This window comes from Mycoavidus sp. SF9855 (assembly GCF_024582735.1).
Classification (GTDB): Bacteria; Pseudomonadota; Gammaproteobacteria; order Burkholderiales; family Burkholderiaceae; genus Mycoavidus.
This window is the reverse complement of record NZ_CP102085.1, coordinates 401,915-428,010: the sequence shown is the minus strand read 5'-3', so window position 1 is coordinate 428,010 and position 26,096 is coordinate 401,915. Positions and strand designations below refer to the sequence as shown.

Genomic DNA, 26,096 nt, shown 5'->3' with positions numbered 1-26,096 from the left:
TGTTCAGTCCCGAGGTTCAAGTTTGAATTCGCCAGTAACGGACAAGTCAAAGCCCCGCCCAGACTGGTCACGCAATCGACCGTCTGGCGTCAGATCACCAGTGTAATGAGCCAACAAGTCGCCGTTATCCGCTTGCCGCAGACGCAACTCCGCCATTAGGCTATTAGCCATCGGCCCAATACGGAAATGAGGCGGTTGTGGAGGGGGGGCGTCCGCCGCCGTCAGCGGGCGAACAGGCACCGGTATACCGTCAATCTCTAGGCTGGGGTCAACAGGCAAACCCACCATTTGGCCGCGACAGGTCACAGCTATATGCTGCCATCGCTGCGCCGTCAGCGGCACGCGGCTAGCTACAGTCTGGTCAGCGGCGATGATCAGCAGACGGTAAAGCTGTATGTCGCACAGCGATGCCACTGTCAGTCCGCCAATTAACCCAATGTTGTCAGTGCTGGAGCAGGCATTCAGACACTCGCCGATCTCCAGAGCGCGCCGGGTAAAGTACCAGCAGCCGATCAGCCTTGGCTCATCGCCACTCAGCCAACCAGACTTGTGGTGGTTCAACGTGTTGAGATCATGCGCCCTACTCCACAATCTCACCATGCGCAATCCGCCAACGAACTCGGCATCAGGGACAAAGTCGGACAGTACGCCAGGAGTCCCCTGCTCCTGGCCAATGACCAAAGAGCCGCCATCTGCTATGTGCTCGCCCGCCGCTAATGAACCGACAAAGACCGGCGGCCCAAAGTCAATTGTGCGCCCCTCAGCCAAGGCAGCAATGGCGGCAACCCCGTCCTCTTTATATAAACACACCCGACCATCGGTGGAACGCCACGTCAGCGCGATATGCTGCCACTGGTGAAAATCGAGGTGCAAGCCGGTGACAATTTTTTTGCCATTGATCGACAGCACTAGCCCCTCCGTCCCCTTATCCTGCAGCAAAACATCACAAGTGGTGCTGGTATGTACGCAGCTGTAGGAGAAGATGGTGCTACAAGAATTGGCACGATAAGGGCACAACACGGCTTCGAAGGTGAATTCTTCCGCGGGAAAAGCGACGAATTTTTGCACCATAACCCATTGACGCGGCTTGCCGGGCACAAAAGCGACGCTGCCGATGGGGTCCAGCTGCAAGCCATAGTGGCCCCAGGCCGAACGGTAGGACAGGACTTCGGCTATCGTCAGCCGAGGCAGCGGTCGGACCCAGGCGTCAAAACTAACCGCCGGTGCAACGAGTTGGTCAAGGCTGAGAATGTCGGCTTCCGCCTGGGATTCAACGCCAAGGCGGAATATTTTGGCGGCTGCCGGGGGATTTTTTGAAGGAGGAATAGAAGAAGTCATGACTTGATCTTAGAAGTATAGATGGTATCGGGTCAAAGACCATCGAGCGAGGTTTCCCACCAGCGTACCGCCGGTCCGTCTGGCTGCATCGGCCGGATGCAGCGATACGCCTCATACGGCATCATGCCAAGCGTCCCGCTGTAAGCTCGGTCGTTTTCGTTGAAAACTCGCCGGATTCTCTGACGAATGGAGGGCGACAGCGACGACTCGCCAACTCGCATTGCCTGCGCGAAAGTGTGCCGTGGCTGCATAACGATCATGGTCGATTGTGAACCAAAGCTATAGCGTGCATGATTCTCTGGGTAGCACGGAGCAAAGGTGTTGACAAAAATCTTTTCGCCGCCAAAGGCAAAGCACCATGCCGGATCCTCAATTTCCTGGTCCATACAATGTTCGCCCGCCGGATCCAAATCACTCAGATAGCGCAGAACTGCGTGCGTGAATTTCGCCAACACTTCAATATTATTGCCGTATTTCGGATTGGCTAGGTCAATCACGTAACCGTCAACCTTGAATGCTTGCGACAGATTAATGAAGTGAGCCATATGCTGCGCGACGATACGCATATTGTCCTTAAAGGATAAGGTTTCGTCGAGAGGCGGGCTGCCCCAAAGCCGAGACCCGGGCGAATAGATGCAATGGGTCTTTACCTTGAGTGGCGTGAAATTCTGGACCGATGGAAAATTTTTCTCAGCATCTTCAATATTAAAAGGCATCCCGCTGCGTGCGTAACTACACAAAGACTCTTTAGACATACATTCCCCCTTTGATCAGAATATAAGCGTAACTGCAGTTGTTCAGTCTATTGCAACTTTTTATAAGCGTAAGTGCAGTTGCTCGGTCTATTGCAACTTTTAAAATATTAATATATTCTGCCACACAATAAGAATATTTAGGAGCAGTCTTTGTGTTTGGTAAACGGCGCTAGCCTCTGATGCCAAATACTGAGAAGCACGCAAGAATGCCGGTTATAAGAGCATAGCCAAGCTGGCATCCACTGGCTAATACCGTTTGTTGTCGGCTTACCCGAATAGACTAATGGTCAGCGCCAGTTATTTGCGACGCAATCAATTTTTTACTTAAGTGCCATAGAAATTTTTGTACTGTAGAAGGGAAAGATATAAAAGTAGCATAAGTTATCTCGATTCATATAAGCGGCGAGGGGGGGAGGAGCTCAATGAACAGTACAGAAGTCAGCGGACCGATACGGACGATCGATTTTGCCGCTCTGCGCGGCGGAAACCATAGCAGTCGGGAAGCCTTGGGGCGGGAGATCGTAACGGCTTTTGAGGAGATCGGTGGAATCTACGCCATTAATCACGGCGTGGATCCAGTCTTAGTCGAGGATGTTTTCACCGCTTCCCGTTGGTTTTTTGCACAGCCCTTATCCTGGCGGCAAGCGTTGGGGATAAACCAGTGGCAACGCGGCTTTCTCGCTTTGCGGACCAACCGCAAGCCTGGCTTTCCCCCTGACCTGCGCGAAGCATTTGATATCGGTATCGACATTCCAGCCGATGACCCGCGAGTGCTCGGCAACAAACCGTTTCACGGTCCGAACCATTGGCCCGACGCACCAGGCTTCCGCTCCACAGTTGAACGCTATTTCCAAGCACTTCGGGACTTCGGGTTCGCTCTGCAGGAGGCGCTGGCCTTGGGACTAGGGCTGCCTAACGAGTGGTTCCAGGAGTACTACGGCAATGCCCTCTCAACCATGCGGCTACTGCATTATCCCAACGCGGAACAGACGCTGGAAGCCGACGGCTTCCCAATGGCCCCGCATATTGATTTCGGCGCTTTCAGCTTCATCTCGCAAGATGGTACAGGAGGCCTAGAATATCAGGATAGTACTGAGCTGTGGCGACCACTGCAGCCAACCCAAGGAGCTTTAGTCGTATTTCTGGGTGGGCTCATGAACTACTGGAGCAACGGCCGCTTCAAGGCGCTGCGACATCGCGTTGTCACTGTTCCAGGTCGACAGCGCTTCTCAATCGCCATGTTCTACAATCCTAATTTCGACGCCGAGTTGACCTGCCCGCCTTCCTGTGGCAGCGCCAACCAGCCGCTAAGCAATAACGCAGCTATCGCTTGTGGGCCATATATCCTAGCCCAAGCGAAGGCCCGCTCAGCCCTGACCGCGCAATGAGTTTATTTGACCCAAGCCCCACTCCAGAGCAGCGTCACCTTGAGCGACTGCCACCGCTGCTTGCTCCTCCTCTAGAAGCCTTGCGGATCCAATTACAGGCCGAACCCCAGCAGATACAAGCCGATGACGCGTTCGTCCGATACGCCTGCATGCTAGCTCTGGCGGCAGTGGCAGAAGGCAACCACGGCGTCGGCGCGGTTATCGTGCATAACGGCCGCGTTATCGCCGAAGGTCGCAACCGCGCCTTCTGGCCGCAGGTGCGCAGTGATCTACACGCCGAGATGGATGCGCTGAATGCCCTGGAACAGGACCACCCACATGTGCCACCTGCTGAGTGCAGCTTATATAGCTCGCTCGAATGTTGCCCGATGTGCACCATTCGCCTGATCAATGTAGGTATCGGTCGAGTTTTATATGCGGCCAATGATGACGAATGCGGCATGGTGCGTCGCTTTGACAATCTTCCCCCAGGCTACAGAGAGTTAGCAGAATCGCGTTCGCAGTATTTCGGCCCCGCCTCCTGCTCCGCCAATCTGATCGACTGTGCCCACGATATTTTTCACTTTAACCTCGAAGCGCTAAAAAACTTCGTCCAATGCCGTAAATCTAATGCCGTAAATAACGATGTTCTCTAGGAGATAGCATGAATAACGTAATTAGCATAATGAATAACAACGTAGCTAAAGACATGGCTCTTGATGCATTTCTGTCTGACATGTACCGGCGCTTCGGGCCGCCAAAGCCAATGAACGATATCGTCGAGGATCGCGAGTGGCCGCACTTTTTTCTACACCGAAATTTCTTGGGCGAGCAGGATCTGGCGATCCTTTTTAATACTAAGCGGTGTCGTTACCAGTGCAAATTCTGTGCTTTACCCTATAAGGCGAGTAAGGAATGGATTGGGCGAGATTTGGTCGTGCAACAGTTTAAAAATGTCGTGCAGGAGGTCCGTCATGCCATCGGTGTGTTCGAACGACTGACCATCGCCAACGAAGGGTCGGTGTTTGACAGCACTACCTTTCCTCTAGACGCATTGGAAGAGATCGTCAGTTCGACGCGCAGTTTGCCGAATATCCGTAAATTAGTCATCGAAAGTCGGCTAGAGTTTGTGCAAGCTGATGTGCTAAGGAGGTTTAAGGCGGAAAGCGGCAAGTCCATCGACATCTTGACCGGTTTTGAGACCTTGGACGAAACCATCCGGGACAAAGTGTTGGACAAGCGCGAACCATTGAAAGCCTTCCTCTCTGGCTTAGACGAGATCGCTGCTGGCGGAGTGGAACTGACCGCCTACGTTCTCTTCAAACCCAGTCCCTCCATGAGCGATGTTGAGGCTAAGGACGAAGCCGAAGCGTCCATCGACTTCCTCACCGAACAGTGCGCCCAGCGCTCCATTCCATTGATCGTCCGCCTCAATCCAATGTACGTGTCCCGCGGCACACCTTGGGCTCATAAAGCTATGGCACAACCAGGAGGTTACCAGCCACCGCGACTTTCCGACGTGCTGGCTCTGGCCCAAGCAAAGCAAAAGGAAGGCGTGCGCATCTATTATGGTCTGACCTCTGAAGGTCTATCGGGTAGCGAGGATACTTACCGCGGTCGTGATGACTTCTCCTCAACGCTACTTAAGCAATGCATTGTCTCCAATTCCCAACGCCCCTCTGACCGATAGGAATTGTACGATGCAAATTTTAGCAATGAAGGCAGGCCATGATGGCAATTTCGCACTCTTAGAAGATCATGCACTGCGGTGGCAGATTGAAGCAGAGAAAGATTCTTTCCCTCGCTACGAGACAATCACGGCGGATCTTCTGGTGCGTGCCGGCAAATATCTTGAAGGTATTCCCGACGTCATAGCCGTCAGTGGCTGGGTCAAGGGATGGCATTCGGTCGAACCACCCGTGAACGGCGGCTATTTCGGCTGGGCAGAGGACTGTGGCCGCCTTTCCTCGATGCGTTTTATGGGACGCGACATCCAACTCTTTACCTCGACCCATGAACGCTCGCATATTTTCTGCAGTTACGGCCTCTCCCCTTTCCCGCAGGGAGAACCGTGTTATGCCCTGGTTTGGGAGGGGAATCTCGGTTGCTTTTATGAGATCGGCGCCGATCTTTCGGTCACCCGGCTCGGTTGGCCGCTGGTGGATCCGGGTAACAAATACGCTCAGCTCTTTGGTATCGCCGATCCTACCTTTCCTTCACTCAAGGGGCATTTCCGTTTTTCCAACGCCGGCAAGCTAATGGCCCTAGCCGCCTTCTCAAAACGCACACCACTGGACGATGACGGACGCCGGCTGCTCGACGCTCTAATCCAAGCAGATGGTCTGGTCAAAAACATAGCCAAAGACGAATTTTCCTGGTCACGATACTACAATATTGGGGTCACCGATCCGGCCTTCATGGAACTGGCCGGTCATTTCTCCGATATGATCTACAACCGCTTCTATGAATTCGCCCGCAAGCACCTGACCAAAGGCCTACCCTTGTTAATCAGCGGCGGCTGTGGCCTAAATTGCGAATGGAATAGCCGCTGGCACGATAGCGGCCTATTCGCTGATGTTTTTGTTCCCCCTTGCACCAACGATACCGGTTCGGCCCTCGGAACCGCAGTTGAAGCTCAGGCCCGCCTAACCGGCAACGCCAAGATAGAGCACTGGAGCGTCTACGCTGGCGAGAACTTTGTCGAGGATATTCCCTGCCCCAATGATACCTTCACTGCTGAACCATTGGACGAAAACGTGGTAGCGAATTTTATCGCGACGGGTGGCATTATCGCCTGGGTCCAGGGCCAGTACGAAATGGGGCCGCGGGCACTCGGCAACCGCTCTATCCTCGCCGCGCCTTTCTCCGCTGAGACACGCGACAGGCTGAATGCCATCAAAAAACGCGAGGGCTACCGTCCCGTTGCCTGCATCTGTCTAGAGGAGGAGGCAACTCGTCATTTCGACGGTGCGAGTCCAAGCCCGTATATGCTGCATTTCCACCACGTGCGCGATGCTCAGTTAGGCGCCGTCACTCATGTGGATAATACCTGTCGGGTTCAAACCGTCAATGCTAGCCAAAATCCGCCGATGTACCGCTTACTCAACGCTTTTTCCCAGCGCACCGGCTATGGCGTGCTATGCAATACTTCCCTCAACTTCAACGGACGCGGCTTTATCAACCGCATGAGTGATCTCATCACCTATGTGGAGAACACAGGCATGGATGGGTTTGTTGTCGGCAACCATTTTTACCGTCGGCGCCTTTCATGACACCGATCATCCCCGTCTCAGATACGGTTGTTCATCGTATTGCCGAAGCGTGCGTCCGTATTCCTGATCATCCCGTGATTATAGATCACCGCGGCTCAGTCAAACTTAGCCAGCTGTGGCAGGCGGCGACAGTCCTCGCCGGTCAGCTGTCTAGGCTGCCCGGCTTTACCCGGGAAGATCGGATCGGCCTGCTGCTACCGCGTGACCGCTCTATGCCCTCCGCGATGCTGGCCTGCATGCTCGCGGGCGGAGCTTTTCTCCCACTTGACCCTTCCTGGCCCACTGAACGGCTCAATCTTATCCTGGAAGATGCAGGCTGCCGGGCGTTAGTCACGACTGCGGGCATGCCTGACCCGGCATGGTCGGGGCCCCGCATTGACATTGCCGACACGGGGCAACGACCAACGGCCATGGTCCAACCTACGCCAGCTGATTTGGCTTACGTGATCTACACCTCGGGTTCTACCGGGCGGCCTAAAGGCGTACTGATGGAACATGGGCCGCTGGCAAACCTGGTGACAGCAGTTAAAGGCATACTATACCGTGAAGCGAACGCAGATTATAAGGAGATCTTGAGCGCACCTTTCGTCTTCGACGTGGTCGTACAGCAGGTGTTCTCGGCCCTGACCGGAGCGTGCAGCCTACACATCGTGCCCGACGAGTTGCGCCAAGATCCGGCTGCTCTAGTCTCTTACATAGAGCACCACCAAATTTCTCAAATCAACGTAGTGGTCAGCCATCTGGCTCTGTTGCTGGAGAACGGACTGATCCGCACCGCACCGTGGCTACGCCGCATCGTCACCGGCGGCGAAGCGCTGCCGCTGCCACTGGTTCGGCGGCTTTTTGCTGAACCAGCGTTTGCACACCTAGAATTGGTCAATATGTACGGACCCGCTGAGAACTGTGTGGACTCGACCTGTTTCGTCATTAAGGCCGACATGATCGCCACACTAGACCGGATCCCGCTCGGCCGAGCCTTGCCCGGCACTGAGGTCTTAATCCTTGGCGAGAAGGAAGAGATCCTACCGTCAGGCGCCACCGGCGAGATCTATTTAACCGGCATCGCCCTTGCCCGCGGTTATCTGAACCGGCCAGAGACCACCGCCCGTACCTTCGTGTACAACCACCACGCGGGTAGCGGAGTGATGTATCGCACGGGCGACCTGGGATGCTTTAGCGCCAATGGCATGCTGGAATTTCGTGGCCGGCGAGACAATCAAGTCAAGATCGCGGGCCAGCGGGTGGAGCTTGAGGAGATCGAAGAGCGGCTAAAATCCATCAATGGCCTCTATCAGTTCGCGGCCCTTTATCAGCAGCGTGAGCATGGCGGCCGGCTGATTGCTTTTGTCGCCGCTGACGCGCCGCCTGACTTCACACGCTTACGCGCCCAGGCAATCCAGTTATTACCTAGTTATATGGTTCCCGGCACTTTTGTCCATCTCGGCCCGGCCTTGCCCCTAACGCACAACGGCAAGGTAGACCGAGAAATGCTCATCTCTTTGCTCACGGACAGCGGGCCAGAGGTTGTTCAGCAAGGCGCGTCCGGAACCGTCGCGCATCTCTGGCAAGAAGTGTTGGGTGGGGTTAAAGCCGATCCACATGTCGGTTTCCTAGCGCTGGGCGGAGACAGTATCGCAGCGATTCGGCTGGTCGCGGCGATGCGCAGCCGTTTCCAGTCCGAGGTCTCGCTCGAGGCAGTGCTCTCCAATATCACCCTAGCCGAACTAGAGCAACAACTGATGGAACAGCGCACCATCAGCGCGGAACTCGCCTGCGCGCCGCCAGGGGACGATTATATCGCCTCATCGGCCCAAAAGCGGCTGTGGTATCTGACCCAGCTTGGCGATAATAGCCATCTTTACAACGTGCCTGTCTACCGAGAAACGGGGGAGCTTGACCCCGCTCGGGTGCACGCTACTATGCACCAGTTGATGGCGCGGCACCCTGCCCTGCGTACTTCTTTGGTACTACGCGATAACCAGTTGCGACAGTTGATACACGATGACATCGACTTTCCTTTTGCGGTCGACGATCTGAGCGCTGCCACCGATTCTGAGGCGCAAGCGAGGTTGATTGCTGCCGAGGAGTCCAGGCGCCCCTTTGAGCTCGCCCATGCCCCCCTATTCCGCTTGCGCCTACTCCGACTAGCGCAAGACCGCTGGCATTTCCTGCTGGTTTTGCACCACTGCCAGGCGGATGGTTGGGCCATTTCGGTCCTTCTAGAGGAGTTCAACCAACTCTATCACAACCCAAACGCCAAGCTTGCAGCCGTGCGCCCCTATGTCGACTTCGCTCACTGGGAGCAAACTCGCGACGGATCAGACGACATGCGGTTCTGGCAAGACGTATTGACCCCACCGCCACTGCCAATTGTGTTGCCGTCGAGCGGCATCAGCAACGATTCCGCCAGCGGAGGACAGGTCCGGCTCACTGTCAAGCCTAAACTCAAGCAGCTGATCGACTCTATAGCGCAGCACCACGCGGTCACGCCAGCGGTTATTGTGCTATCTCATTACCTAATCCTGCTAAACCGGCTGACACTGCAGCATGATCTGTGCGTTGGCATGGGCGTTGCCAATCGACCCCATGGAGCCTTTGACCGCTGCCTCGGCTGCTTCGTCAATGTCGTCCCGATCCGCATCAAGCTAGCGGAAGACGCCGCGCTGACCAGCATCTACGAACAGGTCGGACGCCAGATGCGCGAAACTTTACTACACCAGTCCCTACCACTGGATACCATGGCCGCCCAACTGGTTCCTGGCGGGGGTCCTCCTTTCAATATACTGTTCGCGTGGCAAAGCTATGAGAAAGTCGCCAATGGCCAACAGTCGCCCTTGCCTGTGGTCATTGGCGACCAGTTAGAGCGCTTTGATTTCTCCTTTGGCCAGGCAAAATTCGATCTATCATTGAACGTCTACCCTAACGGCGAGGCATTAGAATTAGCGCTGGAATACAGCACTGCCACGGTCGTCCCTGCTCAGGCGCAACGCTGGCTTCACGCCTTCCTCGACCTGATGGATCGGCTTGCCACACATGACCACCAAGAAAAAACGCATGAAACTGTCTAACATTTCATTGTTTGAGTTACCGAACCTTGAGACGAACGTCAATCACACTGATCGTCCCATCCCCGAAACGACTATTGATAGGTTGTTCGCGCAGCAGGCCCAGGCAATGCCAAACGCCATCGCCCTAATCGAACAGGGTCGGCAATACAGCTACTGCGAATTGGACCGGGAATCGAACAGAATTGCGGCCTTCCTGCTGGACAGTAAAGTTGGAGCAGCCCCAGTCGCAGTGCTGGCGGAACGTTCCTTCACGCTACTCACAGCATTGCTGGGTATTCTACGCGCAGGCGCGATCTATACCCCGCTCAACCCAGCCTTCCCACTCCGCAGGCAACAGATGATGCTGCGTCTAACCGCTACACCCATCTTGCTGTGCAGCCGCCACCACGTCCACCTAGCGCAGGCGCATCTGTGGGAATGTCCTGAGCTCGCTACCATCCTCTGCCTGGACAGTGACGACCTTGACAGTGAAACGGAGCCGCGCAAGCTCCGTATGGACGAGGGGCTATGGGACCATATCGCTGAGACCGCCGACGACGCCATCAGTGGCGGCGGCTGGCGCAGTGCCATCACTGGCGAACAGCTCCCAGAGTGGGTCATGCAGGATTATGCCGACAACGTCCGAACAAAGCTCGCGTTTCATCTTAGGCCAGACTCTAAGGTGCTGGAAATCGGCTGCGGCTCCGGGCTAACGCTGTTCGCCCTAGCCTCTTTGGTAGGCAGCTATTTCGCTACTGATCTCTCCAGCTCGATGATCGACACAGCAGCAGCAAGTGCGCGACAGCGGGGCCTAGATCAGATTCGCTTTCACCATCTAGCTGCCCACGATTTGAAAAACCTCGGCGAGAGCGAGTTCAACGTCATTATCCTTAACAGTGTAGTACAGAGCTTTAGCGGCTACAGCTATCTGCGGCAAGTGATTGCCGAAGCATTGGCGCTATGCGCCAACGAAGCGGTGGTGTTCCTAGGCCACCTTTGGGACGCTAGCATGCGCGATGCCTACGCCGCCACTGGAGCGCAGGCCGAAAGTGACGATGCACTGTTCGTAGCACGCGAATTCCTGCTTGACCTCCAGCATGAATTCCCAGAGATCGTCAAGGTTGAGATCACGCCCATGGCAGCGCGCGCTCAGAACGAACTGACGGCTTACAGCTTCGATTGTATACTGCACCTGAGGCGGCAGCGCTGTGCGGCACAGCCACTCGGATCGCGCCGCCGGCGGCGTTTGGACCGACGCGCATTGGAGCCATACACCAAGGTGCCCGCGGTTCATGCTAGCGACCCACAGGGCAAGGCCTATATCATCTTTACTTCTGGCAGCACGGGTACGCCCAAAGGTGTCGTCAACTCGATGCGGTCTCTGGTTAATCTTTGCAATTGGTATATAGAGTTCTGCGCGTTAGCGCCGGGCAAACGAGTCTATCAAGTGATCGCCAGCAGCTTCGACGCCTCAATTAAGAATTACCTAGCGCCGATTGCCTCAGGGGCCACCATCGTCACTTATCCAGAGACCTCTTACGACCCAGAGCTCATGCTGAATATCCTGCACCGGGAAAAAATAAATGTCCTCAATCCCGGCGTGCCCAGCCAGTTCTACCCTCTAGTCGATCTGGCCGCGGCGGGTGGATATGAGCAGCTATCCGGACTGCAAGTACTAGCGCTCGGTGGTGAAAAGCCTGATCTTGGCCGGCTACGCAACTGGCTCAGCTCATCAGCCTGCCAGCTCTCAAACTTCGCTAATATCTATGGCCCGACTGAATGCGCAGACATTGCCACCGCCGGCGCATGGCGACCGGAGGAACTGCTTGATACCACAACGCTACCCATTGGGCGACCCATCTACAATAACCGCTGCTACATTCTCGACAGCGCGGGACGTCTGTTGCCAGCCGGCGCCGTGGGTGAATTATGCATCGCAGGCGAAGGCGTGGGCATCGGCTATATAGGTAATGAAACGCTGGCTGCGCAACGGTTCGTTACCGATCCTTTTCATCCTGGCGGGCGCATGTACCGCACTGGCGACCTTGCATGGCAACGTGAAGACGGTCAAATCGAGCTAATGGGTCGGCAGGACGACGAAGTGAAAATCCGCGGCCACCGCATGACTCTCGGCGAGATCGAAACCCATCTGCGCACTCTCCCCGGCGTGCACGACGCCGCAGCCGTCTGCCGCACCGTAGCGGCAGAGCGGCAGCTGCTCGCTTTTGTTACAGGCAACAATATCCCGGACGATAGCCGCCTGACCGTTCTACTTGCGAACAAGCTGCCCACAGCAATGGTGCCCAGTCGCTTCATCCGCATCAGCGAATTGCCACGCAGTGCCCATGGCAAACTTGATCGTACAGCGCTGAGCGCATTACCGTTGAATACCACGGCCAAGACAGTTGCGCAAATCCCCACTGATCCGACCGAGCGGCAGGTGGTGCAAGCTTGGACCCGGGTATTAGGCGAACGGGCGCTCACCGTCGACGACAACTTTTTTTTGGTCGGCGGCCATAGCCTCGCCCTAGTCATGTTGCAAAGCCTCTTAAGGCAGGCATTCGGCTATGCGCCGTCCTTGGCCGATCTACACCGCGATTGCACTGTGCGCGGCCACGCGCAACTGATTTCGACCCATGCAACCATCGCCGACGAAGCAATCGGCCGCTTCCTAAAGGAAGGACTCGGCCAAGCCATCTTCTGCTTTCCTCCGATCACCGGGCTCGGTTGGGTGTTTGCGCCGCTTGCCGAACGCATTGAGCACGCGCAGCTGTTTGCGTTTGACTTCATTGCTCAACCGGATCGCGTCACTCGCTACGCTGACACCATCGTTCGGATAACAGCGGGTAAGCCGGTGATACTTTGCGGCTATTCTGCGGGCGGCAACCTTGCCCATCAAGTAGCGCTCGAGTTGGAACGCCGCTCGCTTAATGTCGTACGCCTGGTGCTCATTGATTCCGAACCACGGTGTGGCGAAGCCGGATTTAGCGAAATTGATGCGCTTGATTTTACGAAAAACAGCGTCACTGGGCCGCTAGCGCACACACCTGAAACCCTCGCGCGGATCGAAGCTTACACCCGAGCCCATTACCAGGCATACGAGCATGAGCGAATTGCTGCCCCCATTGCCTTGGTGCTGAGCCACTCGATGCGAACGGACCCATCATGCGCCTGGGCAAAATTCACCGACGCCACCGTCACCAGCTATCTCGCTGTCGGCCACCACAACACCGTCATCGGGCGGGAGAATATAGAGGCCAACGCGCTGCTGCTACAACACCTTCTCCTCGACGAACCACCTCGTCCATGAGGCCTATGCCGGGTGGCCTCGCCAGACAAGTCGATGGTTTATTTACGACGATGATTTCAAACGTGGCGGGGAGGTGTCCGTACGCTTGTTGCCTACAGTCCGCTACCCCCTGTCTCAATCTGATAAATTGTGCAGGCGGCCGCTATTTTGCCATAACCTTAAACGTCTGCTTCAACCTCATTCCCCTTCTCTTCAAGCCAGCCACGCCGCGCAGCCGCTTCACCCTTGCCCATCAACATCGTCATCATGTCTACCGTCGCCTCAAACCCCAGCGCGCCCAGAGCAACTGGCAGCAAACGCCGAGTATCAGGGTTCATCGTCGTATCCCACAACTGCTCAGCGCTCATTTCGCCTAGCCCTTTAAAGCGGCTAATGCTCCATTGTTGCTCCCGCACCCCATCTTTGCTCAGCTTATCGAGAATAGAAACAAGTTCACCGTCATCCAAAGCATATAGTTTTTGCGCTGGCTTTTTGCCACGCGCAGGCACATCAACCCGAAATAACGGCGACTGTGCAATACATAAATGACCGCGCGCGATGAGTTGCGGAAAGTGTTTAAAGAAAAGAGTAATCAATAATACTTGGATATGTGAGCCATCCACATCTGCATCGGACAGAATACAGATCTTGCCATAGCGCAAACCCGATAAATCTGGCGTATCAGCCGGCCCATGCGGGTCCACCCCAATGGCGACCGCAATATCGTGCACTTCATTATTCGCAAAGAGCCGCTCACGCTCCATTTCCCAAGTATTCAGCACTTTGCCACGCAAGGGCAAAATCGCCTGGAATTCTTTATCGCGCCCCATTTTAGCGGAGCCGCCAGCAGAATCTCCCTCAACCAGAAACAACTCGTTGCGCGCGATCTCCGTCGATTCGCAATCCGTGAGCTTGCCTGGCAACACCGCCACCCCAGAGCTTTTGCGTTTTTCTACTTTCTGGCTAGCACGCGTACGAGCCTGTGCCTGTCGAATGACTAATTCGGCCAGTTTACGGCCGTACTCAACATGTTGGTGCAACCATAATTCAAGCGCAGGACGCACAAAAGATGAAACCAAACGCACCGCATCGCGGCTATTTAAACGCTCTTTAATCTGCCCCTGGAATTGTGGATCAAGGATTTTGGCTGAGAGCAAAAATGAAACGCGCGAAAACACATCGTCCGGCAGTAATTTAATCCCCTTTGGTAGCAGGCTATGCAGCTCGATAAAACCCTTAATTGCCTGAAACAGGCCATCGCGCAAGCCAGCTTCATGAGTGCCGCCGGCGGAAGTCGGTATCAGATTGACGTAGGACTCACGCACCAGCGGACCTTCCTCGCTCCAAGCAACCACCCAGGCGGCGCCCTCCCCTTCGGCGAAATTCTCGTCACCGTTACGGTTTGCGCCAACAAAACGCTCATCTTCAAAAAGGGGGATGAGTAGCTCAGCGCCCGCTAGCCCCTCTTGTAAATAACTGCGAAAGCCATCTTCATATTGCCAGCGTTGCCGCTCGCCAGTTTTTTCAATAACGAGGCAAACCTCAACACCTGGTAATAAAACTGCTTTTGAACGTAGTAACCGTTGCAACTCTCCTACTGGCAAATGTGCAGCATCAAAGTATTTCGGGTCCGGCCATGCGGTGACTCGCGTGCCGCATTTTTTTTCACCGCGACCAACTGAGCGCACAGTTAACGGCTGCGCGAGTTCACCATGCACAAAACCAATTTGTGCAACTTTACCTTCTCGCCATACAGTGACGTCTAGCCGCGTCGATAATGCATTGGTCACTGACACGCCGACGCCATGCAACCCCCCCGAGAAAGTGTAGGCGCCGCCTGCCGCTTTATCGAACTTCCCGCCCGCATGAAGCCGTGTAAAGACGAGTTCAACCACCGGCGTGCCTTCTTCAGGATGCAAGCCAAATGGAATACCCCGCCCATCATCCTCAACGCTCACCGCACCATCAATATGCAAAGTGACAATAATTTGCCGGCTATAACCGCCAAGCGCTTCATCGGAGGCGTTATCGATCACCTCTTGCACAATGTGCAAAGGGTTCTCAGTACGGGTATACATGCCTGGCCGCTGTTTGACCGGCTCCAAGCCCTTCAATACTTTAATCGACGCTTCGCTATATGCAGGGAGATTTCTTTTAATAGCCATGAGGAAAAAGGATAAAAATGTAGCGTATTTTTTACAAATGTTTAAGCAAACTTTATCGTTGGATTCGCAAGAGTTTGTCATTCATTAAACAACACTTGGCTTAGAGTTTAAGTGAGATCCTCGCTTTTCTATTTTGCTTCCAACGCCTGCCAGCGTTCGAGTGCCGCGAGTAATTCATCTTCTATCTCCGCATGACGCTCGGCCAGTCGCGCGCCTTGTTGCGCATCTTGCATAAAAATCGAGCCTTCTACAAGTTGTTCGTTGATTGCCTTTTGTTCGGCTTCAAGCGCCGCGATCTTAGCGGGCAAGGCACTCAACTCTTGTTGCTGCTTGTAAGACAGTTTAAGCGCACGCTGTATAGGACGATCTGCCGCACGGTCTTTGGATGCGGGAGTACCTGTATTCTTGGTCGCTCCGGCTGGTGCACTTTGCGCTGCGCGCGCATGTTGAATCTGCCAATCTGTAAAACTGCCCACATATTCGCGCCACTCGCCGCCCCCTTCAGCCACAATGACTGAGGTTACAACATTGTCGAGAAAAGTCCGGTCGTGACTCACCAATAACACCGTGCCATCATACTCGGCGAGTAATTCCTCAAGCAACTCAAGCGCCGGAATGTCCAGATCATTAGTCGGTTCATCCAATACGAGCACATTCGAGGGGCGGGCAAAAAGCTGTGCCAGCAACAACCGGTTACGTTCGCCGCCTGATAGGGACTTTACAGGTGAGCGCGCGCGCTCAGGCGCAAATAGAAAATCACCTAGGTAACTCATTACATGCTTTTTTTTCCCATTGATCTCGACCCACTCACTGCCTGGGCTAATTGTCTCAAGCAGGGTTTGCTCAGGATCGAGTCGCGCTCTCATCTGATCAAAATACGCAATATGTAACTGGGTGCCGGTACGCGCCTGGCCTTGATCTGGTGGCACAGTACCAAGGATAAGCTTCAATAGCGTTGTTTTGCCGGCCCCGTTCGGACCGATTAAACCAATCCTGTCGCTGCGCGTCACGGTCACTGAAAAGTCTTTAATCAGCACACGCGCGTCATAGCTCTTTGACACTTCATTGAGTTCCGCCACCAACTTGCCTGACTTTTCTGCTTGGCTGGCATTCAGTTTGAGATTGCCTTGCACTGAGCGCCGCTGGGAGCGTTCTGTGCGCATTTCAACTAAGCGCCCAATCCGGCTTACGCTACGCGTGCGACGCGCCTCAACCCCTTTACGAATCCACACCTCTTCCTGCGCAAGTAGTTTGTCGAATTTTGCGTTCTCGATGCGCTCAACTTCTAGCTGCTGTGCTTTTTGAACCTGATAAGCGCCAAAATTACCTGGAAAAGAGAGTAAGCGGCCGCGATCCAATTCAACAATGCGGGTCGCCACCCGATCAAGAAAAGACCGATCATGGGTAATGAACAAGACACTGGCGCGTTGTGAAATGAGTAATTCTTCAAGCCAGCGCATGCCGTCAAAATCAAGATGATTCGTTGGCTCATCAAGCAATAATAAATCAGGGCGCGCCACCAGCGCCGCACCCAGCGCGACGCGTTTTTGCCCGCCTCCCGAGAGAGTCTGCACAAGCGCATTGCCATCCAACGCCAACTGAGTCAAAAGAGTCTCAACCCGCGCAGACCACTGCCATGTATCCGCTGCATCCAGTTTGGCTTGCAGGTTTGTCATTTGCACCAGCAGTGCATCATATTGGCTCGGTTCATGTGTTTCGGCCAACTGCGCAGTCACAGTATTAAATTCGTCAAGCAACGCACGGCCGGCGGCAAGCCCTGAGGCCACTGCCTCAAACACCGTTTCGCCATCGGCGAAGACAGGTTCTTGCGGCACATACGCCGTGACTAGACCCTGCTGCCGCGCGCTCACACCATCATCAGGCACAATCAGCTGCGCTACGATTTTCAGCAGCGACGATTTACCGGCCCCATTGCGACCAATCAGGCCAACGCGCTCATTAGTTTCAATTGAGAAATCTGTACGGTCCAGCAGCGCAACATGGCCAAACGCAAGTTGCGCACCGGTAATAGAAAAGAGCGACATAGCAGCGGTAATTCCAATAAAACAGACATTGTACCGCCCGCCTTTTCCCCAGGTCTAAGTTTGTTAGCGATTAACCAGCTTCGCTGGCACCATCAGCGTGAGCAGAGCCACCATGAAAAGCACCGCAGCCATGACGTACAGGGCCAATCTCTATACGCTCCGTTAAGTCTTTAATAAAAACCATTAGGATCTCGTGTTACCATATTTTATATGACACCCATACGTTTGAAGCCATCAATGTATGCTCAGCGCGCTATCGTAGCAGCTTAAAAGGAAGGTCACTTAGTACTTTTTCAGCTGGGCGCAAAAGGCGCGAAATTTTTTAGTTTTCTGATTCAAAGGTGCGGCTATAAATACGACCATCAACAATCTTATCGTCCGAGACATTCGCTTCCCAACTTCCCGTGAGCTTGATGGCTCCGATGCCATGAATAAGGCTCCTGACTATTCTGCGACTTATGTGGTGCTTAAGACGGATAGTCCTGCAGGTCTCGAAGGGCATGGGCTAACGTTCACCATTGGCCGAGGCAATGAGATTTGCGTGGCGGCCGTCAAATCCCTCGCTCCGCTCATAGTTGGACTGACACTAGAAGAAATCACAGCGAATATGGGCAAATTCTGGCGGCATATCACCACAAGCGATAGCCAGCTACGTTGGATCGGGCCCGAAAAAGGCGCAATCCACCTTGCAACAGCTGCCGTGGTTAACGCTGTATGGGATCTATGGGCTAAATCACAAGGCAAACCCGTATGGAAATTATTAATGGACCTAAGCCCGGAAGAGCTTATTCGCTGTTTAGACTTCCGCTTCGTAACAGATGCCATAACACCTGACGAGGCGTTGGCAATACTGCAACGCCACGCTCCTACCCGCGCTGCGCGTGAACGCGAAATGCGTGAAAACGGCTATCCAGCCTATACAACATCAGCCGGATGGCTTGGCTATTCTGAAGAAAAAACACGTCATCTTGCACGCGAAGGTATAGCACAAGGCTGGAGACATTTTAAACAAAAAGTCGGCGGTGACATTGAGGAAGACATTAAACGGGCACGTATGTTACGAGAAGAAATCGGCTGGCAACGTACGCTCATGATGGATGCAAATCAAGTGTGGGATGTTGATGAAGCGATTATGAATATGCGTCGCTTAGCTGAATTTAAACCATGGTGGATTGAAGAGCCAACTAGCCCGGATGACATTCTCGGCCATGCTCGAATTCGCGCTAACATTGCACCCATTGGCGTAGCCACTGGTGAGCATGCACATAATCGCGTAATGTTTAAGCAATTGTTACAAGCCGGTGCAATCGATTTCTGCCAGGTTGACGCAGCACGGCTTGGCGGTTTAAATGAAGTACTTATTGTGCTTCTGATGGCTGCGAAATTTGGCGTCCCAGTCTGTCCACATGCGGGTGGCGTGGGGCTATGTGAATACATGCAACACATCTCAATATTTGACTACATCGGGGTGTCTGCCTCCCTCGAAAATCGTATGCTAGAGTATGTAGACCACCTGCATGAGCATTTCATCGAACCGGTTGCAATCAAGAATGGGCATTATATGCCACCAGAAAAACCCGGTTATAGCATCACCATGCATACAGAGTCACTTAATCGCTTTGAGTTTCCGCAAGGGGCGGAATGGAAGCAGTGATTCGACAAAGCACGGCGATGACCCCCCATCCCAATTTAGACCGAATTAATCGTTTTGATGCTAGCTATTTTATAAGTTGATATCAGGAGATCATCATGCTTCAGCTATATTCTGACTCCCTTTGCAACAGCCTGGATTGCTCAGCGGGTCGGCATAACGACTCCCTCAGCAAGAAAAATACAACAAAAAACGTAAGATCATCTATATTAACTATTGTCAATGATTTGCTAGAAGCAGTCGACTGTGGCATTAGCAGTAAAAAATAGAGCCTTCCCTTCCTCCGGGAAAATTAGTGAAAGGGGTAAAAATGATCCACAAAAATAACCGTGAGCATTTAGCCAGCGCCATTGCAAAGAGCCGCATGAGGCTTGTTCCTTTTGTTGCTCTGATGTTTGCAATTGCGATCATCGATCGCTCTAACGTTGGCTTTGTCAAAAATGTATTGCAAGCCGATGTTGGTATCAGTAACGCTGCTTTTGCCTTTGGTGCAAGCATTTTCTTCATCGGCTACGCCTGTTTTGAAATCCCAAGTAATTTAATTTTGCATCGCGTTGGCGCGCGTTTATGGCTAAGCCGGATTATGGTGGTCTGGGGTTTTGTGTCAGCCGCAATGATGTTTGTCCAGAATGAAATGACTTTTTACGCATTACGCTTCATGCTCGGGGTAGCAGAAGCGGGATTTTTTCCCGGCGTGATCCTGTATTTAACCTATTGGTTTCCTGCCCAACAGCGTGGGCGGGCACTCAGTATTTACTATTTCGGATTACCACTCGCATTACTATTTGGCAGCCCTATATCAGGAATGTTACTAGACATGGGTCATGTGTTTGGGCTCAAAAACTGGCAATGGATGTTTCTCGTTGAAGGATTCGCGGCCGTAGTAATCGGCGTGATTGCATTTTTTTATCTTGTCGATCGACCGCACAAGGCAAAATGGTTGACTGAGGCCGAGAAAGAAGTGCTTGAAAGTAAACTTGCGCATGAAAATCAACAAAAACTCTTGTCAGGCCCAAAAACATTATTTTCAGCATTCACTGATATGCGCGTACTGCGGTTGGCGCTCATTTATTCTATTATCCAACTCAATGTATACGGCATTATTTTCTATCTACCAACGCACATTGCCAGTTTACTCGATTCGAACGTTGGTACCGCAGTCGGTTTGCTAACCGCAATTCCCTGGCTATGTGCGGTCATCGTGATGTATTTTGTAATAAGATACGCCGATCGTACTAATTGCCATCAGCAGTTCGCTATTGGTATGCTAATCATGATGGTACTGGGAATTGCAACTTTAATTTTCAGCACAAACCTGATCTTGGCATTAATTGCTTCCTGCATTGCAGTATCTGGTTTTGTTGCAGTGCAACCGCTATTCTGGACCCTGCCCACTCGCTACCTTGGCGGTATCCCTTCAGCAGGGGGGATTGCACTGATTAATGCACTAGGCAACCTCGGCGGGTTCCTTGCGCCAAATCTCAAAACAGCAGTTGAAATACTACTCGAAAGCCAACGTGCTGGCCTGTTGGCCTTAGCCATTGCCGGAGTCATTGGCGTATTATTGTTAATCAGCCCTATTGTGAGCAAAAATAACTAAGTGCTTAATGCATTTTACGCACGATTTCATGCAGCGTAACAATAAACTCCTGTGCGCTGCCAGACACGATATCTTCTTTGTGAGTGATTATCCCATAAGGGCTCAGTTTACGATCAAATTTGATCGGCAAGCGCCCTAATATTCCGCGTTTAACATATTCACTCACCGCTGAGCGCGGCTGTAAGGTAACCATCTCACTAGACTGTAAAAGTTGCAGCATCGGGAAAGCCGAAGGTGTTTCAGTCAGATTCGCGGGCATTGCCATACCGGCTTGCGAGAAGCTTTCTTCCATCAGCTGACGAGATGGACTAGAGGCAGGCTGCAAAATCCATGGCCAATCTCCCAATTCATTTATGCTCAATTTCTTTTTCTTAAGAAGCGGATGCTGTCCATTGACAACAACCCACAGCGTCTCATCAATCAGACTCTCAAAATTAAAAATCTCTTTCTGTCGGTTTTCGGTGAAACGCCCAATAATGAAATCGAATTTTTTCTGCTCAAGCCCAATAAGTAATTGATCACTACTTTGCTCAAAAAGCTTAATGGTTAGTAATGGGCGCCGTTGTTTGATAGCTTTGATGGCAGCGGTCACAATATTACCAAATGAAGCAGGGATAGCTCCAATGACGAGATGGCCGTAACCTCCCTCTTTCCTCACATTGATTTCATTCACAAATCTTTCGAGATCATTAAGCGCACGCCGGGCATAGCTAATGACCAATGCGCCCAATTCAGTTGGCCGCATCTCGCGCGGCAATCTATCAAATAACGAAGCCCCCATTAACTCTTCGAGATCATGCAAAGTTTTAGTGGCCGCTGGTTGCGTCACATTCATTTGCTCCGCAGCTAAACGCATATTTTTCGTGTGCGCCAAGGCATCGAGCAACATCAAATGCCGAAATTTGAGTTGCTTGCTAAGCGCCTGGAAAGTGAGTGAGGCAGTACGCATATTTATTTCTCAGAAATTTTGATAACTAAATGGAATCAGCCTTAAAGAAAAAATCATTAGACTAATAGCACTTATCTAATTACAGTGTGAAACTTGAGGTTAACTAAAACTTAAAATTTTTTAAATTAGGGTGTTAAAAAAATAGGCAGCACCTACGAGGGGACGCATACATGCAACATACTTCCTTAACTAGTGTCTCTGCATCAAAATTGCTCCGGTCTAGCAAAAAATCCTGGTTGGACAATTGGCACCACTGTATGGACCAGCGCGTCGGTATTGTCCCACTGCCGGTATACTGCCTCATCATTGTTTGCCTGAGCGTTCTGCTTGCTTTAAACAAAATTCCAAACGATATTTCGGTCATGATCGCGGTACTCACCGTATTCGGCTTTACTTGTGCCGAATTGGGCGCCCGCATTCCTGTTCTACGCCGAATCGGCGGCCCCGTCATTGTCACTACATTTTTACCTTCTTGCCTCGTTTACTACAAACTCTTGCCCAGCGAGTTAGTCAGCTCAATCAACGATTTCTGGCAATCCACCAACATCCTGTATCTATTTATCGCCTCCGTAGTCGTTGGCAGTATTCTTAGTATGAACCGCTTAACCATCGTAAAAGGTTTCGCTAAAATCTTTATCCCCCTTGCCGCCGGCTCAATTGCCGCGGCTATCCTAGGTACCCTCACTGGCATGGCCTTCGGCCTGGATGCACACCGTACTTTCTTTTACATTGTCATCCCTATCATGGCTGGCGGTATCGGTGAAGGGGCGATTCCTCTTACCCTAGGTTATGCCGATATTATGAATCTGCCCCAACAGCAGCTCTTTGCCCAGGTTTTACCTGCGGTGATGCTCGGCAATTTAACCGCCATTATCTGCGCTGGCTTGCTTAACCAACTCGGTAAACGCCGCCCCGGTTATACCGGCAATGGGCGTTTGCATGCCGCCGATGATGGCGGATTATTAAAGCAAAACAATACAAGTTTAGCCTCGGTCGAAAATATTGCCGCAGCCGGCATGATCGCGATTACGCTCTATATCTTAGGTATCCTCACACATAAACTGATTGGCTTACCCGCTCCGGTCACGATGCTCTTTCTGGCAGTGCTCGCTAAGTTGACTTATGCGGTTTCTCCAAAATTAGAGGATGGCGCACGCTCAGTTTACCGCTTTTTCTCGACGACCGTCACGTACCCTCTACTTTTTGCGATTGGAGTCACCATTACTCCCTGGAGTGATTTAGTAGCAGCTTTTAATTTAGCGAATATCATCACTATTGTTGTGACTGTGTTGACCCTCACTACGGTTGGTTTTTTTGTAGGCCGGTGGGTTGGGCTATACCCGATTGAAGGAGCGATTCTCAATGCGTGCCACAGTGGCATGGGCGGCATTGGCGATGTGGCCATTCTGACTTCGGCTAATCGCCTAGAGCTTATGCCATTCGCGCAAATGGCGACTCGGCTGGGAGGCGCGCTTACCATTACCATCGCTCTCTTGTTGTTAAGCAATTTAAGTTAATGACTATCTGCAGACACAATGCTGCGCTATACCAGCACTCAAAAATCGTTTAATGATTGCTCAAAACCGAGTCAAGACGATAAAATATAAAACCAGAATTTTTGAGTGCTCGCAGCGAATGCCCCTTTTTTAGGCTACAACCGGTTAAACCAAACGGCTTGCTTAACCATAAGCTTTAATCAGCACCTTCAAGTTGAAGGCCTCAATGATCAAAAGTCCTTGACCTGACATGAGGCTCACACTTCTATTAAAAACTGGCGCAAGGATTACACTTTAACTCAGCCGCCCAGCGCCTTTAAATACAGCCTTCTACCGAACTCTCAGCCACGCATTAAGAATACACATATGGTTAATAATAAGAGCTCACTCCAAAGCCTGCATCGTCGCAAAGTCATGAAAGCCGCGACGTTTGGCGCAGCGGTCATTGCGGCTCCATTTATTTGGACTGCATCTCGAGTAACCTCAAAGAAAATTGTCATACGCGATGCAGGAGGAATTTTCACAGAGATCTATAAAAAAGCGTTTTACGAGCCTTTTACAAAAGCAACCGGCATTAAAATTGTCAGTGTTTCATCACTTGCCGAGCCTATCGCACAGATTCGGACAATGGTCGAATCCAAGCGCTATCTATGGGATATGGCCGCTATCAGCCGGTTCTCCATTTTGTCATTAACCGCTGACACACCTTATTTAGAGCCGCATGAATTTAAAAACGATCCTGTCATCTCGTCGATTCCGCCGCACTTTATCCTGCCGCATGGTGTTGGGATAAATATATATAGTACTGTGCTTGCCTACCGTACAGATGCCTTCAAGGAACGCCAGCCGCCGCAATCCTGGAAGGATCTATGGGATGTGCAGAATTTCCCTGGCCGGCGCAGTCTTCGCAAGCATCCTTTTGACACCATTGAACAAGCATTGATGGCTGCTGGCGTCAATCCAAATACAGTCTACCCATGCAATCTCGAACAGGCATTTCAAAGCCTTGAAAAAATCAAACCGCACATTGCAGCCTGGTGGACAAGCGGAGCTCAGACTGAGCAGATGCTAAAGTCCGGTGAGATAGATTTAACCTCTGTTTGGGCCGCCCGCGCGCAGTCGATTATTGACGCTGGCGCACCCGTTGCGATTGCATGGGATCAACATATTTATAGTTGTGAGAGTTGGGCCATTTTGAAGGGAACACCTCACGCCGAACTATGTCGTCAATTCATTCAATTTGCTTCACATCCAAAGCGACAAGCGCTACTTGCACCCTACGCCATCACGCCCACTCAGCCTGATGCTCTTAAATATATTCACCCTAAGCACGCTAAGTTACTGCAAATATCTCCAGACAGCCTCAAGCGAGGTTTATATAATAATGGTTCATATTGGCTGAAACACCAAGCGGAAGTCATTACGCGTTTTGACGACTGGCTGCTCACCTGAACTTTTGCGAACATAAACATATCCGCAAAAATTTCGGACAAAACTTCTGCTTCTGCTTCGGCTTGAGCACTCGGAACCCCAGCTTCTTTCAAGCGCTTACAAAACTTTAACGTGTCAAATAAAGCAATAGCCATTACAATTTCCCTAAGTTTGTTTAAATTTAACACCTGTGTCATGTTTTCTCACAACCCATTAAATTAACCAATTAGATTAATTGCCAACCAATTTATATTGGTATGCAACCCTTATTTTTTCTACGCAATCGCCAGAGCTTTTTGCTATGTCCTTTATTCAAAACCTAACTCACGCTTGGCAACGCACTGATTCGCTACTCTGTATCGGCCTTGACCCCGAGCCGGCACGTTTTCCAGCTCCATTCACGAGAAGTTCCGATAAGATTTTTGAATTTTGCCGCACGATTGTCGATGCAAGCGCTACTTATGCGTGTGCCTTCAAGCCACAAATTGCTTATTTTGCCGCGCACCGTGCCGAAGCTCAGCTCGAGCAACTCATTGCGTATATTCACGCCGAATATCCTGGTTTACCAGTCATTCTTGATGCAAAGCGCGGCGACATCGGTAGTACGGCCGAGCAATATGCACGCGAAGCCTTTGAGCGCTATCAAGCAGACGCAGTTACAGTGAATCCTTATATGGGTTTCGATTCGATTGAGCCTTACCTCGCCTATCAAGATAAAGGCGTCATTGTGCTCTGCCGGACCTCTAATCCAGGCGGCTCCGATTTACAGTTTCTTGAAAGCAATGGACGCCCGCTTTATCAAATTGTCGCCGAATATGCGAGCCAGAAATGGAATACAAACGGCCAGATTGGTTTGGTGGTGGGCGCTACTTTTCCTAATGAAATCGCCACTGTACGCAAGATTGTTGGCGACATGCCATTGCTCATTCCAGGCATAGGCGCGCAAGGCGGCGATATCGCTGCCACAATCAAAGCTGGGCGTACTGCACAGGGTTTGGGTATGTTAATCAATTCCTCACGCGCAATCTTATATGCCAGTAATGGCAATGATTTTGCGGCAGCAGCGGGCAAAGCGGCACGGGAAACGCGTGATGCAATCAATCTATATCGTTAACCAGCCTCGCCTAAATGGCGTTTCACATTGGTACCTTTAGACAAATTGTAGCTCGTATTTATTTTTTAGGCTTTTCGGAAATATCGTCTTGAAATTACACCCAGACCCATCATCGGTGCACAATACTATCACCGCCTATGGTGCAGGATACGTTGAGATTAATCGAGAACGTTACACTCACAGCGTACTGGTACGGCCTAAAACGCCTGTACAAACCTGGCCAGTATCGTCATTCAGCGCCTTAAGTAACGAGCATTTCAGCATGTTAACGACCGCAGCGCCTGCCGAAGAGATTGAGATCGTCATTTTTGGCAGTGGCGCACAGCTGCGTTTCCCCTCCGCTGAACTCATTCGTACACTTACGGCCCGCAGAATTGGCGTTGAAACGATGGATCTTTATGCAGCTTGCCGTACTTATAATATTTTAGTTGCCGAAGGCCGCCAAGTCGTGGCCGCGCTGCTGATTGAAATGATTTAAGATGCTTGCCAAGGTAAGTCCTACAGTGAACGCGCGATGAGACACAATAAAAGCCGACATATTCAGACAGCCAAATCCTAACTCCCTTACGCGTATATA

The 26,096-nt window shown here is 52.0% G+C and carries 17 protein-coding genes; 12 read left to right on the top strand and 5 right to left on the bottom strand.

The window, feature by feature from the left end; genetic code table 11:
- Positions 1-3: 3 nt before the first annotated feature.
- Both NQD60_RS01835 and NQD60_RS01830 read right to left on the bottom strand, forming a co-directional pair.
- Complete coding sequence (locus tag NQD60_RS01835; protein ID WP_257100827.1) at positions 4-1,338, bottom strand: hypothetical protein; 1,335 nt, start codon at positions 1,336-1,338, stop codon at positions 4-6.
- A gap of 32 nt (positions 1,339-1,370) precedes the next feature.
- Complete coding sequence (locus NQD60_RS01830) at positions 1,371-2,093, bottom strand: YqcI/YcgG family protein (RefSeq protein ID WP_257100826.1); 723 nt, start codon at positions 2,091-2,093, stop codon at positions 1,371-1,373.
- Between the two features lie 422 nt (positions 2,094-2,515).
- Between NQD60_RS01830 and NQD60_RS01825 the strand changes: the two genes are divergently transcribed.
- The 6 genes from NQD60_RS01825 to NQD60_RS01800 are packed head-to-tail and all read left to right on the top strand — an operon-like array spanning position 2,516 to position 13,089.
- Positions 2,516-3,481 (top strand): isopenicillin N synthase family oxygenase, encoded by a 966-nt coding sequence (locus NQD60_RS01825; RefSeq protein WP_257100825.1) that lies wholly within the window; start codon positions 2,516-2,518, stop codon positions 3,479-3,481.
- The gene (locus tag NQD60_RS01820) at positions 3,478-4,116 is read left to right on the top strand and encodes a nucleoside deaminase (protein ID WP_257100824.1); all 639 of its coding nucleotides are present in this window, start codon (positions 3,478-3,480) and stop codon (positions 4,114-4,116) included. Before NQD60_RS01825 ends, NQD60_RS01820 begins: the two co-directional genes overlap by 4 nt.
- A gap of 8 nt (positions 4,117-4,124) precedes the next feature.
- Entirely contained in the window at positions 4,125-5,150 is a 1,026-nt protein-coding gene (locus NQD60_RS01815; RefSeq protein ID WP_257100823.1) for a radical SAM protein, read from the top strand.
- A 10-nt stretch (positions 5,151-5,160) separates the two neighbouring features.
- Positions 5,161-6,732 carry a carbamoyltransferase C-terminal domain-containing protein gene (locus tag NQD60_RS01810; RefSeq protein ID WP_257100822.1) on the top strand — a complete coding sequence of 524 codons (1,572 nt, stop codon included), beginning with the start codon at positions 5,161-5,163 and terminating at the stop codon, positions 6,730-6,732.
- Complete coding sequence (locus NQD60_RS01805) at positions 6,729-9,800, top strand: amino acid adenylation domain-containing protein (protein ID WP_257100821.1); 3,072 nt, start codon at positions 6,729-6,731, stop codon at positions 9,798-9,800. The genes NQD60_RS01810 and NQD60_RS01805 overlap by 4 nt, the downstream gene beginning before the upstream one ends.
- Positions 9,766-13,089 carry an AMP-binding protein gene (locus NQD60_RS01800; RefSeq protein WP_306438075.1) on the top strand — a complete coding sequence of 1,108 codons (3,324 nt, stop codon included), beginning with the start codon at positions 9,766-9,768 and terminating at the stop codon, positions 13,087-13,089. Before NQD60_RS01805 ends, NQD60_RS01800 begins: the two co-directional genes overlap by 35 nt.
- Positions 13,090-13,247: 158 nt before the next feature.
- Here the strand turns inward: NQD60_RS01800 and NQD60_RS01795 are convergent, their stop codons facing one another.
- Complete coding sequence (locus NQD60_RS01795; protein WP_257100820.1) at positions 13,248-15,233, bottom strand: DNA topoisomerase IV subunit B; 1,986 nt, start codon at positions 15,231-15,233, stop codon at positions 13,248-13,250.
- A gap of 128 nt (positions 15,234-15,361) precedes the next feature.
- The gene (locus NQD60_RS01790; RefSeq protein WP_257100819.1) at positions 15,362-17,278 is read right to left on the bottom strand and encodes an ATP-binding cassette domain-containing protein; all 1,917 of its coding nucleotides are present in this window, start codon (positions 17,276-17,278) and stop codon (positions 15,362-15,364) included.
- A gap of 427 nt (positions 17,279-17,705) precedes the next feature.
- Here NQD60_RS01790 and NQD60_RS01785 point away from each other — a divergent pair, with 427 nt between their 5' ends.
- Positions 17,706-18,932: an L-fuconate dehydratase gene (locus NQD60_RS01785; RefSeq protein ID WP_257100818.1), complete on the top strand. Its 1,227-nt coding sequence runs from the start codon at positions 17,706-17,708 to the stop codon at positions 18,930-18,932.
- 292 nt (positions 18,933-19,224) lie between these two features.
- Positions 19,225-20,529 carry an MFS transporter gene (locus NQD60_RS01780; protein WP_257100817.1) on the top strand — a complete coding sequence of 435 codons (1,305 nt, stop codon included), beginning with the start codon at positions 19,225-19,227 and terminating at the stop codon, positions 20,527-20,529.
- Between the two features lie 4 nt (positions 20,530-20,533).
- Here NQD60_RS01780 and NQD60_RS01775 read toward each other — a convergent pair whose 3' ends face one another.
- On the bottom strand, positions 20,534-21,478 hold the full coding sequence (locus NQD60_RS01775; protein ID WP_257100816.1) for a LysR family transcriptional regulator: 945 nt from the start codon (positions 21,476-21,478) through the stop codon (positions 20,534-20,536).
- A 257-nt stretch (positions 21,479-21,735) separates the two neighbouring features.
- Between NQD60_RS01775 and NQD60_RS01770 the strand changes: the two genes are divergently transcribed.
- The 4 genes from NQD60_RS01770 to NQD60_RS01755 all read left to right on the top strand — a co-directional run bounded on the left by NQD60_RS01770 (position 21,736) and on the right by NQD60_RS01755 (position 25,997).
- Positions 21,736-22,995 carry a 2-hydroxycarboxylate transporter family protein gene (locus NQD60_RS01770; protein WP_257100815.1) on the top strand — a complete coding sequence of 420 codons (1,260 nt, stop codon included), beginning with the start codon at positions 21,736-21,738 and terminating at the stop codon, positions 22,993-22,995.
- 345 nt (positions 22,996-23,340) lie between these two features.
- Positions 23,341-24,426 carry an ABC transporter substrate-binding protein gene (locus NQD60_RS01765; protein ID WP_257100814.1) on the top strand — a complete coding sequence of 362 codons (1,086 nt, stop codon included), beginning with the start codon at positions 23,341-23,343 and terminating at the stop codon, positions 24,424-24,426.
- A 280-nt stretch (positions 24,427-24,706) separates the two neighbouring features.
- On the top strand, positions 24,707-25,519 hold the full coding sequence (pyrF, locus tag NQD60_RS01760; RefSeq protein ID WP_257100813.1) for an orotidine-5'-phosphate decarboxylase: 813 nt from the start codon (positions 24,707-24,709) through the stop codon (positions 25,517-25,519).
- 88 nt (positions 25,520-25,607) lie between these two features.
- Entirely contained in the window at positions 25,608-25,997 is a 390-nt protein-coding gene (locus NQD60_RS01755; protein ID WP_257100812.1) for an Mth938-like domain-containing protein, read from the top strand.
- Positions 25,998-26,096: the final 99 nt, after the last annotated feature.